Raw genomic sequence first — 12,020 nt, 5'->3', positions numbered from 1 at the left:
TCAATGTACATCAGTCCTTTCATTAAATAAAATTTCCGATAATTTACATTTATTATAACATTTGGTGTTCATGAATTACTATCAGTACTAGAGCTGCATAAATAGATAAAAAAGTTGGCATTGACTACCTTGACTGATATAATAGTGGAGAAATAAGTTGAATACGATGAAATGTGGGGGGACCGGTGTTGCCGGTTGAGATTTAGTCCGTGAGACGATGACCCTTGGAACCTGATCTGGTTGATACCGGCGGAGGGAACATATTCTTAAACAATTAATTGTTTGCTGATATGCACTCAGGTTTCTTTACCTGGGTGCTTTATTTTGTTTAAGCAAGTTTTTGCCTTCTAACAGACACTGAGGTTTCAGCCTATTTGATTTGTTTCACTTTAGATTTTATTTTGCATATGGGGGATTCAACATGAAGAAATGGCTAGTTTTAGTCCTATCAGTTTTTCTAATCACTGGATGCAGCACCAAAAAAGAAACAGAAAGCGCGAAAGGAACAAAGAAGCCGCTTAAAAAGGTTTCGATTGTACTAGATTGGACGCCAAATACCAATCATACTGGATTATACGTAGCAAAAGAAAAAGGATTCTTTAAAAAAGAAGGCTTAGATGTGGATATTATCATGCCGGGTGAGACCGGTGCTGACCAACTAGTAGCTTCTGGCAAGGCACAATTTGGAGTTGGCTACCAAGAAGCGATTACCCAAGCACGTGTACAAGGGGTGCCGCTAGTATCGATCGCTGCAGTGATACAGCACAATACATCAGGATTCGCTTCACCAGCTGCCAAACAGATTCAATCACCGAAAGATTTTGAAGGAAAAACATACGGTGGATGGGGCTCACCTGTCGAAAAATCTGTCATCACTTCTCTAATGAAAAAGGAAAATGCCGATGCAAATAAGGTGAATATTGTGAACATGGGGGATACGGACTTTTTTACGGCTGTAAAAAGAGACATCGATTTTGCTTGGATTTACTATGGGTGGACTGGTGTGGAAGCAGAGCTTCGTAATGAAAAAATTAATATGGTTTACTTAACAGATTACTCTGACAAACTGGACTACTATACACCAGTTTTAGAAACAAATGAAAAAATGATCGAAGAGAATCCTGAAACGGTTAAGGCGTTTGTAAAAGCCGCTGCAAAGGGGTATGAATTTGCCATCAAAAACCCTGATCAAGCTGCGGATATCCTGATAAAAGCAGAACCGGATTTAGATCCAAAGCTTGTAAAGAAGAGTCAAGAATGGTTATCTCCGAAATATCAGGATGATGCTAAGGAATGGGGGATTCAAAAACAAGAGGTTTGGGAAAATTATGCCCAATGGATGTATGAGAATAAGCTTCTTGACAAGAAATTAGATGCTAAAAAAGCATTTACAAATGAGTTTTTACCAAAACACTAGGGGGAAGAAAAACATGGCGAATTCATTAATCAGCATTCAAATAATCCCAAAAACCAAGGATGGAGAAGATGTTATTCCATACGTTGATGAAGCTATTAAAGTAATTGATGAATCTGGTGTGAAATATGAGGTACACCCGTTAGAAACAACAATGGAAGGCGAACTTCACGAATTATTTACGGTAATTTCAAAAATGAATGAACGAATGATTGAAATGGGAAGCAAAAATGTCATTTCTCAAGTGAAAATCCTTTATCAGCCAACAGGCATTTCCATGAATGACTTAACGGAGAAATATCGATCATGAGGAAGAATCTTGTAAAAGGGTGGAGACCGATATTGGTCCTCCTCCTTTTGTTTGTCATTTGGGAAATTGTCGTTAAAATAGCAGAAGTGCCAGAATGGCTGCTTCCGCCGCCTTCAAAGATTTTCGCAGAGGCCATGGCTGGTTGGCGTGATTTTTATCCAGATGTGTTTTCGACGGTTAAAATCTCACTATTAGGATTTGCGATTGGAGCATTCATTGGACTGGCCGCCGCCATTTTACTGCATTTAGTTCCTATTTTGAGGGATTCCTTCTATCCATTGTTGATTTTATCGCAAAACGTACCCATTATAGTTCTTGCTCCACTATTGGTAATTTGGTTTGGGTTTGGCTTATTGCCAAAAATGATTGTGATCACCCTAGTTTGTTTCTTTCCCATTACAGTGGCCGCTTTAGATGGATTTAGCCAAACCCCTTCAGAGTTGAAGCATTATATGAAGATGGCAGGTGCATCAAAAACGCAGCTTTTTTGGAAATTGGAGCTGCCATTTTCGTTGCCGTCGATTTTTTCAGGCTTAAAGATCTCTGCTACGTATAGCGTAATGGGGGCTGTTATTTCCGAATGGCTTGGTGCTAAGCAGGGGATCGGTGTCTATATGACATTCGCATCGTCGTCTTTTCGAACGGACAGGGTGTTCGTTGCTATTTTTACGATCATGTTCTTGAGCCTCTTATTTTTCTCTTTAATCGTTTTTATGGAACGAAGAGTGGTTCGTTGGCAGCCGAAAGGGGATGAGAACAAATGAGCTATCTCCGTTTTCAAAACGTTTCAAAGCGTTTCGGGCAAAATGAAGTATTGAAAGACCTTGATTTTTCAATCCATAAAAATGAATTTGTTTCTATTATTGGCCCTTCAGGTAGTGGGAAAAGCACCATCTTTAATTTAATTGGCGGCATTCTTTCACCAGATGAAGGGGACATCTTATTAGACGGTAAGACCATTAATGGAAAGCGTGGTTTTATTAGCTATATGCCGCAAACTTCTTCTCTTTTTCCATGGAGGACGATACTTGAAAATGTCCTTCTTGGTCAAGAGCTTCAGGGGAAAAAAGAAGTAAAAGCAGCACGAGAGATGCTGGCAATCGCAGGACTCTCTGATTATGAAAACGCCTATCCTCACGTGCTTTCAGGAGGAATGAAGCAGCGGGCTGCTTTTATCCGTGCCTTATTGAGCCCGCAAGAGGTGATCTGTCTTGATGAGCCGTTTTCAGCTTTGGATGAGCTGACCCGATTTGAGATGCAGAAATGGTTATTGGAAATGTGGGAATCACATCGAAGGACCATTCTATTTATTACTCATAATATTGAGGAAGCACTGTTTCTATCTGATCGGGTGATGATGCTGTCTGGTAAGCCAGCAAAGGTCGTTTCAAACCTAGAGGTTCCTTTTGAAAGGCCGCGGCACGAAAGGATTCTGCTAGATGAAAGCTTTATTCAATGGAAAAGGGATTTATATTACCAATTAGTAGGTGAAGTCAAATGAAGATGATCGACGCTCACATTCATTTGGATCACTATCATGATGAGGAAATCAAAAAGCTTTTACTGGATTCTGCCCATATCGAGGCAGTGATTTCTGTATCCTTTCATTTGGATTCCAGTAAAAGAAATCTTTTGCTTTCACAAAAATATCAAAAGGTAAAACCTGCATTTGGCTACCATCCAGAACAAGCATTGCCTTCTGAAAGCGAGCTGAATGTGCTGCTAAATTGGATGGACGACCACCGTGAAGAAATGATTGCTGTAGGGGAGGTGGGGCTGCCATACTACTTAAGGCAAGAGCAGGGGATTTCGATTGCTCCTTATCTTGAAGTATTGGAAGCTTTTATCAGGCTGGCGAAAAAATGGGACAAACCAATCGTTCTCCATGCTGTATATGATGATGCGCCGCTCGTTTGTGACCTTCTCGAAAAATATTCCGTTTCCAAAGCGCATTTTCATTGGTTTAAAGGCGAGCAGAAAACAATAGATCGAATGACAAGAAACGGCTACCATATTTCTATTACCCCTGATGTGGTGTATGAACAAGAAATCGAGCAGCTTGTCAGAGTCTATCCCCTCGAGCTAATGATGGTTGAAACAGATGGTCCTTGGCCATTTGAAGGTCCATTTTCAGGGGAAATGATCCATCCGAATATGATGGGGGAATCCATAAGGAAAATGGCTCTTATAAAGAAGCTTTCCGTTACGGAAGTTTCAGAAGTCTTACTTAAAAATACAAAATGGTTTTATCAACTAACATCTTGAAGCTGTCGATCAAAATATTGGCAGCCTTTTTTATTTATAAAAGTTTATCTAATCGTAAATATGTCCCAGATTATAATTTGAGATCAATGTTTGATATATGAATGGTATCTTATCCATCAGTTGAACACACAAGATGTGTTCTGCCAAAATAAAATAATTTTCAAAAATTTGAACAGAATAAAGGTTTGGAGGTGAAAAAAATGGATGAAAAAACGAAGAGTTATCCGAATGTAAGTTTAGGCGGAAAAAAGTCTAATGAAAAAGGTGAGGGTGATTCTGGCCATATGCGGTATGGCCAAGGGAACAAAGGTGAAAGCAAAGGAAATAATAAGTAATGACATAATAGGGTTGTCCTAGTATATCAATTGGTCATGTAAAAAACTTTTTACGTGACCACATTTTTTTTTATAATTTCTGTCAAGGAGAACCTTAAAAAAACGTAAGGAAAATGAAGCTACTCGAAGACGAGGAAATTTCGAAAATAAGTAACAATAGTCTTAGTTTAAGTTTATTTTTTTCACTAAGTCCATTAATAATACCAAAAATCCCTGCTTATTGATCAGGGATTTTTTCTATGTTTAATGATTATAAGGATGGTATATTGATTCCTATAAGAGGGTCCCCTAATCTAAAAATCATTTATTTCATATCTAAATATTGTTGCTGGAAGATGCACATTCTTATTGCATTATGATAGGTACCATCAACGAAAAATTCATCTTGTAACTCACCTTCAATTGTAAAGCCCACTTTTTTGTAAATATGCGTTGCTTTTTCGTTTTCTTTATCCACTATTAAATAAACTTTGTGCATATTTAATACTGAAAAAGCGTAAGCCATTGCTAAACGGGTTGCGCACGCTGCATATCCATAACCTTGATACTTTGGATCAATGATTATTTGAAATTCTGTTCTTCGATGAATGTAATCAATCTCCACTAATTCAACTAATCCAATCATAACATTATCTTTTTCTACTATAAAACGACGCTCACTTTGATCATGAATGTGCTTATCATATAAGTCTTGCAACTCCACAAAAGCTTCATAAGGTTCTTCAAACCAATAAGACATAATATGTGCATCATTGTTAAGTTCATGAACAAATTTCAAATCCTCTCGTTCTAAAGGACGCAGTTTAAGTTCTTGACTCATTTTTTTAACTCCCAAGATTCATTATTATAGTACATGCTTTTCTTCCATCAGTGCAAAGATACTTCCCAAAGAATTGACCAATCACTCGCCCGCGAAACGTAAAAATAATAATAAATTATCATTTCACATAATTTAGGGTACTATTCCTACATTATTTTTCAGGCGAGGAGTTTATGAGCCCAAACAATAAAATATCTACTATGGAATTCAATGCATCAGATACCGTGATACTATTTTCTAAAAAAAAGCGACGGTCAAGTGCCGAATTTGTAGCATCTATAATCAATTTCATAATAAGCTGAACATTCCTCTCAACGATAAGACCCTCACGGATACCTTGTTCAATTAATTCACGTAATGCATCCCACTGGTTGAGCGCGTTGTGAATTCTCTCCCATTGTTCAGGATAAAAACGCTTCATCTGTTCCAAAATTCTCAAATCATAAAATTCATTATATTTTGGAACAACAGTAATTACACTTTTTATTTTTTCAAGTAAAGACAATTGGTCATCCTGGATAATTTTTTCTGTTTTTTCGTCAAACTCGGCTAATGTCTGTTCAATAATAGTATCTAAAATGTCTATCTTTGAGGGAAAATGTTCATATAGCGTTCGCTTACTAATACCGAGCCTTCTTGCCAAATCATCCATCGTAAATTTCATACCTTTATTATGAATCTCTTCTATAAATGCCTTCATAATCCGAACTTGCATTATCAATCCCCCTCAAATGAACATGTAAACTAAATAAACAAAAATAGTTTTATTAGTATCAAACATTACTTTACTTCATTCACTAATAGAAATCAAGATGATGTACTATATGAAGAACTTCTTTTGGAATGAATATGTATTTTGTAATCCAATCAATTTTCGCCATTTTCGGGGACCAATATAGTAAAAATTTGTATNNAACCAAAAAGATCTGAAAGCAATCTCTTTTCGTCTTTGGATAAAAATATTCAGTTGTTAAACAGTAAATTTGGTGAAAGCTCGGATTTTGTTTATCACCGTTTTACCTTAAATCTGCAAAATACTCCAGCAGCGCTCATTTTTTTAGACAGCCTTGTGGATACGGAAATAATAAATAATCAAATTATGAGATTTATTCTTCAGCTTGAAGACGATCCTAGCTTATCTAAAAGTAAGAATATAGTCGATTTTATTTTTATGAATTTATTGCAATTTACAAATATTTACAAGTTAAATGACGAAGATAACGTTATTCATGCCTTATTGAATGGCGATACAGTACTTTTTGTTGAGGGGCAGGATCTTGTCCTTGGAATCAGAACAGGGCAAATTAAGACAAGGAATATTTCAGAACCCAGTATTGAAAATGAGATAAAGGGACCAAGAGAATCATTTATTGAAGATATGCACACAAACATGGCAATGGTTCGCAGAAAGATTAGAAATGAGAACCTTCGTTATTTCAATCTGCAAATCGGAGACATCACCCAAACAGGTGTATGTATCGGTTACATTCACGGAATAGCTGATGCCGCTCTCGTATCAGAGGTCAAGGAAAGATTAGGAAGAATCCAAATAGATGGTGTATTGGACAGTGCATACATAGAAGAATTGATTCAAGATCATCCCTATTCCCCTTTTTCTCTAGTTGACTATTCAGAAAGGCCGGACAAGACGGCAGCCATGTTATTGGAAGGGAGAATCGTAATCTTTGTCGACGGCACTCCATTGGTACTGATTGTCCCTGTTGTATTTATGCAATTTTTTTCAACGAGCGGCGATTATTACCTCAATTTTTACTTTGCCTCCTTTCTTCGCTGGATTCGTTTAGCCGCATTCATTTTTGCATTAACAGTACCGTCACTATACATTGCACTTACCACAATGCATCAAGAAATGATCCCTACACAATTAGCACTGCGAATAGCAGGCTCTCGTTCAGGGATTCCTTTTCCAGCTCTTGTTGAAGCTCTTTTAATGGAAGTTTCATTTGAAATACTAAGGGAAGCTGGAGTACGACTGCCTAAAGGTGCTGGCCAAGCTGTTAGTATTGTGGGAGCTTTAATTATCGGACAAGCTGCGGTTGAAGCGGGAATCGTTTCTCCCATCTTAATTATTGTGGTATCGCTGACTGGGATTTCATCGTTTGCTATTGCAAAGTATGAAATCGGTTTAACCGTACGCCTTTTACGTTTTCCATTAATGATAATATCTTCTATATTGGGGTTACCGGGAATAACGGTAGCGATACTTGCTCTTTTAGTCTACATGGTATCCCTAAAGTCGTTTGGTGTTCCGTATCTATCTCCGCTTTCGCCTATGACAAAGTCGGATCTAAAGGATACCTTAATTCGTGCCTCATGGAGAAAGCTGGCTAAGTCCAAACACTTCTTTAATAAAGAAAACGAATTTGACATAGAGGGTGAATGAGATGAGGACAAGCCATAATCAGCCAAAAATTACCGCGTTACAGCTTTGTTTTATTTTACTTGCTAACCGTGTCTCAGTGATGGTCGTGTTTCTACCGACCATATTGGCGACCACAAGCTCAAAAGACACATGGATTGCTTCTCTTATAGCCGGTTTTGGCGGCATGGTGATTACCTATGTCGTAGTAACGCTTTCAAAAAGGTACCCCAGACACACTTTAATCCAAATATGTATCGCTTTATTTGGTAAATGGATCGGTGGCTTCTTATCTTTTCTTTACTTATGGTTTTTTCTTCATTTGAGCCTTATTATCATTCGAGAATTTGCAGAAATTTTAAATATAGCGTTGATGCCGGAGACGCCCATTCAGGTTTTTATTATATATGTAATACTTGCTGTCATTTTTGCTGTATATAGGGGACTGGAAGCGATTGCACGAACAAGTGTGATTATACTGCCAATCTCTTTAGTTTCGCTTCTAATCATTTTAATTTTATTAGCGAAAGAATTTCATTTGGAATTGCTAAGACCGATCGCAGAAAATGGATGGATACCAATAATGGTGGGAAGTATCGTTCCAATTTCTTTATTTGGTGAAGTCATATTGATTCCTATGTTATTCCCCTATGTCCAGGATCAACACAAAGTATTAAGGTATAGCATGCTGGCTGTACTAATCGGAACATTTTTTCTATTTGCCTTAAATGCTGCCGTCATGAGTCTATTTGGTCCGATAGAAGCAGTAAATTTAACATTACCAGTATACTCACTCGTTCGTATGATATCCATTGGAGAATTTCTTGAGAGAATTGAGGCAATTATGGTTGCGGTATGGATTGGTTTACTATTTATAAAAATGTGTATCTTTTTATATGCAGGCGTACTTGGTACCGGGCAATGGCTTCGTTTAAAAACGACTAAATTTCTTATTATTCCTTTTGGAGGAGTTGCTTTAATTCTTTCTTATACATCTTTTAAGAACCTTGCTGAACTCAAATATTTTACTACGCCAAAGCATTCGGGTGCCTATAGCCTAACACTTGAATTTTTGATTCCATGCATTTTATTAGCCGTATCATTTTATCGAAAAAGGAAGAGAGCAATATGAGATGTTCACGTCTTCAAAAAATGATATCGATTTGTATCCTTTGTTTTCTCTGCTTTTTTACTGTTGGCTGTTGGAACCGTAAAGAAATCGAAACCCTCTCTTTTGTGATTGCAGTAGGCATTGACCCTTCAGAGAGTGGATATTTAGTTAGTACCCAGGTTGCAAACACGGCTGCATTAACGAAAGAAGGTGTTAAGAACGCGCCGAACTTTTTTGTTTATTCTACTCCTGGAAAAACGATATTTGATGCGATTCGAGATGCAACCCATAATTCGCCCAATAAACTATTTTGGTCACATACAAAAGTTTTAATTATCAGTGAAAAGACAGCACGGAAAGGGCTTATGCCTGTCCTTGAATTTTTTGCTCGAGATGCAGAGGAAAGAAGAAATTTTTTACTTGTTATTACACCACAGCAAGCAAAAGATATCATTAAGACAGATGTAAAAACAACACTTATTCCGTCCATGACATTACATCAACTATTGGAAGGGTACAAAGTTTCTTCCCAAACAGCATATATTAATTTGAATGATTTCTTACGGGATCACCATGGTACGACCTGTCCTTTAATCCCCGTTGTGCATCTTGTCAAAAATCAGGGAGGAAAACAAGGGTTCGCTGTATCGAAAGCTGCTATTATTAAAGGAGATAAGTTTATTTCTTACCTTACACCTCGTGAAACTCGGGGAGCTTTCTGGGTGCAAGAAAAAGTAAAAAGCGGAATTTTAGAAACTAGATGTTTGAATCAAAGCACAAAAGACCGGATTGCTTTTGAAATATTTAAAGCCGAATCGAAAATAAAAGCTGAAAAAAGATACGGAAAATTTGTAATTACAGTCCAGATTAAAGAAAAAGGGAGCATTGCCGAAGCATCTTGTTTAAAAAACGAAATTTATCCTATCAAAATTAAGGAAGTAGAAAAGCTGAAAAAGGAAGCAATTACCAAAGAAATAGAAGTAGCCCTGGAAAAAGCACAAAAGTTAAATACAGATATTTTTGGTTTTGGAGAAGTCATTCATCGTTCTTACCCTAAAGAATGGAAAAAAATAGAGAAGAATTGGGACGAGATATTCCCAGAATTACAAGTAAATATTAAAGTAGAAAGCAAAATTACAAACAATACATTAATCCAACGGAAAGAACAAAAGTAGGTGCATCCATGATTTTTGCAGCCATTTTATTTCTTACAGTAATTAGCTTAAAGGATCTTCCTGCATTGAAAAAAAAATCAAGATGGAAAGAAATAACTGTGTATACATTCCTGACAATTCTCAATCTGACCATGGCTCTTTTTGTTCTATTGGACATTCAGCTTCCTAATCCACAGGATTTCATTAATTCCATTGGAGATAAGCTATTTGGTAAAGGAGAATAGGGCTAATGCCGATTAGCTTAACTCCCTCTAACTTGTGTTTTGCAGCGCGGGCAAGGCCTGCTGGAAAATCATCATAATGGTTAACAAAGAAAGAAATACGATATAAAGTTTTGATTTTACTAATTGTTCTATGCAAAAAAATTGCAGAAGGATAAAAATTAATTTAAAATTAAAAATATTTATAATTCAATAAAAAAACGAGGTTGAGATTAATTTGTCGTTACAGGTAGGAGATATCATTAAGTTTGAACGGACATTCACAGCAGAGGATGTTGTAATGTTTACAAAGCTATCAGGTGATGAGGGAGTTCATCATATTAACCCAGATGAACAAGGACGACTTATCATCCAGGGGTTACTAACTGCTACATTACCTACAAAAGTAGGGGGCGATCATAACGTTCTCGCTCGTACTATGAATTTTGAGTTTTTAAGACCAGTTTTTACGGGAGATACAATAATTTGTGAAGTAACAATTGAGAAATTCGAAAAACAAGAGAATAGAACATTTATTATCACATCCTTTTTATGTAGAAATCAGAATGAGAAAGCAGTTATGAAAGGGAATTTTTCGGGAATCATACTATAAACTTTATATTTTTCTTTAGCCAAAGGTTCAGTTTAATGCAAGAGGTAATTTAAGTTTCTTGATCGGGAGGCATTATTAAATTAGCCTTTTTTAAACTTTTTTATTTCTCACCAAGTATTTACAGTTGACTTATTAAACTGTATATATTAAATTTACAGTATGATCAGTTGAAAATGAATGGATGGAGATGTAGCATCATGAAAAGTGATTTTGTCATAGCAATGCATAGTCTGGTTTTATTAGCTAACATACCTGATCATATGGCAAATAGCGAAACAATCGCTGAAAATGTTTGTACGAATCCAGCAAGAATTCGAAAGGTAATGAGTATTTTACGTAAAAGTGGGTTTGTAAAAACAAAAGAAGGCATTGGCGGAGGATATGTATTAAGTTGTGATCCTGAAGAAACAACTATGTCTCATATCTATTTGGCCATTTCATCTGGTTCACTTAAACCCCACTGGTGTACAGGTGACCCTAAACAAAATTGTGTGATATCTTCTAATACTCAGGGTGTAATGGAAGAAATTTTTATAGAGGCTGAGCAGCATATGCAATCTTATTTAAACCAAATAACGATCAGCAATGTCCTGAACAGAATAAAAAGGCTCGAATAAACTAGAAATAACAGTGCTATTGTAGCTGAACTGTATATTTTTTGATTACATTTAGTAAAATTAGCTCGTATATCTCGAAAGGAATAGGGTAGATCAAGATATAGGGCTTTGATTCATTCATATAACGTTTTGAGGGAGTGTATTTGAAAATGGTAAACCTATATACGACACCTAGCTGTACTTCTTGCCGTAAAGCAAAGGCATGGTTTGAGGACCATCACATTGATTATATTGAAAGAAACATATTAACTGATCCTCTTACACAAGATGAGATAAAATCTATTCTTCGTATGACGGAGGAGGGAACGGATGAGATCATTTCTACAAACTCAAAAACTTTTCAAGAGTTAAATGTAAATATTGAATCTCTTTCACTTCAAGAAATGTATAAACTTATTATCAATAATCCTAAAATGTTGCGTCGTCCCATTATCCAGGACGAAAAGAGATTACAGGTAGGATTTAACGAAGAAGAAATTCGTAGTTTTCTTCCTCGAAGCATTCGTACATTTATGAGAATGGAATCACAAAAAGCTGCCGGTTATTAAAGATGTTTTACCTGACGATAGGGAAGTATTGCATAAAAAGAACAAACGCTATAATATTTTTTGAAAGGAGATGAATTACGATGATTGAAGTAATCGTAACAGTAAAATATAAAGAAAGAAATTATCAAACCAATGTTATTGCCAATAAAGAAATGAGCTGGAAAAAAATTAAACTCATAGCTAAAAAACAAGTTGAAAAACAATGGGGTATGTAAACAAAAGGCTTCTTAAA

General features: G+C 36.4%; 16 protein-coding genes and 1 riboswitch. Of the genes, 14 read left to right on the top strand and 2 right to left on the bottom strand.

Translation table 11 applies throughout. From position 1 onward, the window contains the following. Positions 1–165: 165 nt before the first annotated feature. Positions 166–275: riboswitch (TPP riboswitch) on the top strand. A 146-nt stretch (positions 276–421) separates the two neighbouring features. From V7150_RS23025 to V7150_RS23000, 6 genes are all read left to right on the top strand, one after another. Beyond that, the gene (locus tag V7150_RS23025) at positions 422–1,417 is read left to right on the top strand and encodes an ABC transporter substrate-binding protein (protein WP_335522855.1); all 996 of its coding nucleotides are present in this window, start codon (positions 422–424) and stop codon (positions 1,415–1,417) included. Between the two features lie 13 nt (positions 1,418–1,430). Further along, entirely contained in the window at positions 1,431–1,724 is a 294-nt protein-coding gene (locus tag V7150_RS23020; protein ID WP_335522853.1) for a thiamine-binding protein, read from the top strand. Further along, entirely contained in the window at positions 1,721–2,488 is a 768-nt protein-coding gene (locus tag V7150_RS23015; protein WP_335522851.1) for an ABC transporter permease, read from the top strand. The genes V7150_RS23020 and V7150_RS23015 overlap by 4 nt, the downstream gene beginning before the upstream one ends. Beyond that, entirely contained in the window at positions 2,485–3,225 is a 741-nt protein-coding gene (locus V7150_RS23010; RefSeq protein ID WP_335522849.1) for an ABC transporter ATP-binding protein, read from the top strand. The genes V7150_RS23015 and V7150_RS23010 overlap by 4 nt, the downstream gene beginning before the upstream one ends. Beyond that, the gene (locus tag V7150_RS23005) at positions 3,222–3,989 is read left to right on the top strand and encodes a TatD family hydrolase (protein ID WP_335522847.1); all 768 of its coding nucleotides are present in this window, start codon (positions 3,222–3,224) and stop codon (positions 3,987–3,989) included. Before V7150_RS23010 ends, V7150_RS23005 begins: the two co-directional genes overlap by 4 nt. 200 nt (positions 3,990–4,189) lie before the next feature. Continuing rightward, positions 4,190–4,324: a hypothetical protein gene (locus V7150_RS23000; protein WP_335522845.1), complete on the top strand. Its 135-nt coding sequence runs from the start codon at positions 4,190–4,192 to the stop codon at positions 4,322–4,324. Between the two features lie 304 nt (positions 4,325–4,628). Here V7150_RS23000 and speG read toward each other — a convergent pair whose 3' ends face one another. Further along, positions 4,629–5,144 (bottom strand): spermidine N1-acetyltransferase, encoded by a 516-nt coding sequence (gene speG / locus V7150_RS22995; protein WP_335522843.1) that lies wholly within the window; start codon positions 5,142–5,144, stop codon positions 4,629–4,631. Between the two features lie 151 nt (positions 5,145–5,295). After that, positions 5,296–5,859 carry a TetR/AcrR family transcriptional regulator gene (locus V7150_RS22990; protein WP_335522841.1) on the bottom strand — a complete coding sequence of 188 codons (564 nt, stop codon included), beginning with the start codon at positions 5,857–5,859 and terminating at the stop codon, positions 5,296–5,298. A gap of 234 nt (positions 5,860–6,093) precedes the next feature. Between V7150_RS22990 and V7150_RS22985 the strand changes: the two genes are divergently transcribed. The 8 genes from V7150_RS22985 (at position 6,094) to V7150_RS22950 (ending at position 12,003) form a co-directional block, all read left to right on the top strand. After that, a complete protein-coding gene (locus V7150_RS22985; protein ID WP_335522839.1) occupies positions 6,094–7,548 on the top strand; it encodes a spore germination protein in 1,455 nt (484 codons plus the stop codon). A gap of 1 nt (position 7,549) precedes the next feature. Further along, positions 7,550–8,656 (top strand): GerAB/ArcD/ProY family transporter, encoded by a 1,107-nt coding sequence (locus V7150_RS22980; RefSeq protein WP_335522837.1) that lies wholly within the window; start codon positions 7,550–7,552, stop codon positions 8,654–8,656. Continuing rightward, positions 8,653–9,810, top strand: a complete 1,158-nt coding sequence (locus V7150_RS22975) for a Ger(x)C family spore germination protein (protein WP_335522835.1) — start codon at positions 8,653–8,655, stop codon at positions 9,808–9,810. Before V7150_RS22980 ends, V7150_RS22975 begins: the two co-directional genes overlap by 4 nt. Positions 9,811–9,818: 8 nt before the next feature. Further along, positions 9,819–10,034, top strand: a complete 216-nt coding sequence (locus V7150_RS22970) for a hypothetical protein (protein ID WP_335522833.1) — start codon at positions 9,819–9,821, stop codon at positions 10,032–10,034. 214 nt (positions 10,035–10,248) lie between these two features. After that, entirely contained in the window at positions 10,249–10,623 is a 375-nt protein-coding gene (locus V7150_RS22965; protein WP_335522832.1) for an FAS1-like dehydratase domain-containing protein, read from the top strand. Between the two features lie 197 nt (positions 10,624–10,820). Beyond that, entirely contained in the window at positions 10,821–11,240 is a 420-nt protein-coding gene (locus V7150_RS22960; RefSeq protein ID WP_335522830.1) for an RrF2 family transcriptional regulator, read from the top strand. A gap of 149 nt (positions 11,241–11,389) precedes the next feature. After that, positions 11,390–11,788: a transcriptional regulator SpxA gene (spxA, locus tag V7150_RS22955; RefSeq protein WP_335522828.1), complete on the top strand. Its 399-nt coding sequence runs from the start codon at positions 11,390–11,392 to the stop codon at positions 11,786–11,788. An 80-nt stretch (positions 11,789–11,868) separates the two neighbouring features. Further along, complete coding sequence (locus V7150_RS22950; RefSeq protein WP_335522826.1) at positions 11,869–12,003, top strand: BA3454 family stress response protein; 135 nt, start codon at positions 11,869–11,871, stop codon at positions 12,001–12,003. Positions 12,004–12,020 lie beyond the last annotated feature (17 nt).

It is taken from the genome of Neobacillus drentensis (genome assembly GCF_036965245.1).
Classification (GTDB): Bacteria; Bacillota; Bacilli; order Bacillales; family Cytobacillaceae; genus Neobacillus; species Neobacillus drentensis_G.
This window is presented reverse-complemented; position numbering and strand designations above follow the sequence as displayed.

Coding starts and splice junctions, on each gene's coding strand:
- V7150_RS23025 (WP_335522855.1), top strand. CDS start 422: ATGAAGAAATGGCTAGTTTTAGTCCTATCAGTTTTTCTAATCACTGGA.
- V7150_RS23020 (WP_335522853.1), top strand. CDS start 1,431: ATGGCGAATTCATTAATCAGCATTCAAATAATCCCAAAAACCAAGGAT.
- V7150_RS23015 (WP_335522851.1), top strand. CDS start 1,721: ATGAGGAAGAATCTTGTAAAAGGGTGGAGACCGATATTGGTCCTCCTC.
- V7150_RS23010 (WP_335522849.1), top strand. CDS start 2,485: ATGAGCTATCTCCGTTTTCAAAACGTTTCAAAGCGTTTCGGGCAAAAT.
- V7150_RS23005 (WP_335522847.1), top strand. CDS start 3,222: ATGAAGATGATCGACGCTCACATTCATTTGGATCACTATCATGATGAG.
- V7150_RS23000 (WP_335522845.1), top strand. CDS start 4,190: ATGGATGAAAAAACGAAGAGTTATCCGAATGTAAGTTTAGGCGGAAAA.
- speG (WP_335522843.1), bottom strand. CDS start 5,144: ATGAGTCAAGAACTTAAACTGCGTCCTTTAGAACGAGAGGATTTGAAA.
- V7150_RS22990 (WP_335522841.1), bottom strand. CDS start 5,859: ATGCAAGTTCGGATTATGAAGGCATTTATAGAAGAGATTCATAATAAA.
- V7150_RS22980 (WP_335522837.1), top strand. CDS start 7,550: ATGAGGACAAGCCATAATCAGCCAAAAATTACCGCGTTACAGCTTTGT.
- V7150_RS22975 (WP_335522835.1), top strand. CDS start 8,653: ATGAGATGTTCACGTCTTCAAAAAATGATATCGATTTGTATCCTTTGT.
- V7150_RS22970 (WP_335522833.1), top strand. CDS start 9,819: ATGATTTTTGCAGCCATTTTATTTCTTACAGTAATTAGCTTAAAGGAT.
- V7150_RS22960 (WP_335522830.1), top strand. CDS start 10,821: ATGAAAAGTGATTTTGTCATAGCAATGCATAGTCTGGTTTTATTAGCT.
- spxA (WP_335522828.1), top strand. CDS start 11,390: ATGGTAAACCTATATACGACACCTAGCTGTACTTCTTGCCGTAAAGCA.
- V7150_RS22950 (WP_335522826.1), top strand. CDS start 11,869: ATGATTGAAGTAATCGTAACAGTAAAATATAAAGAAAGAAATTATCAA.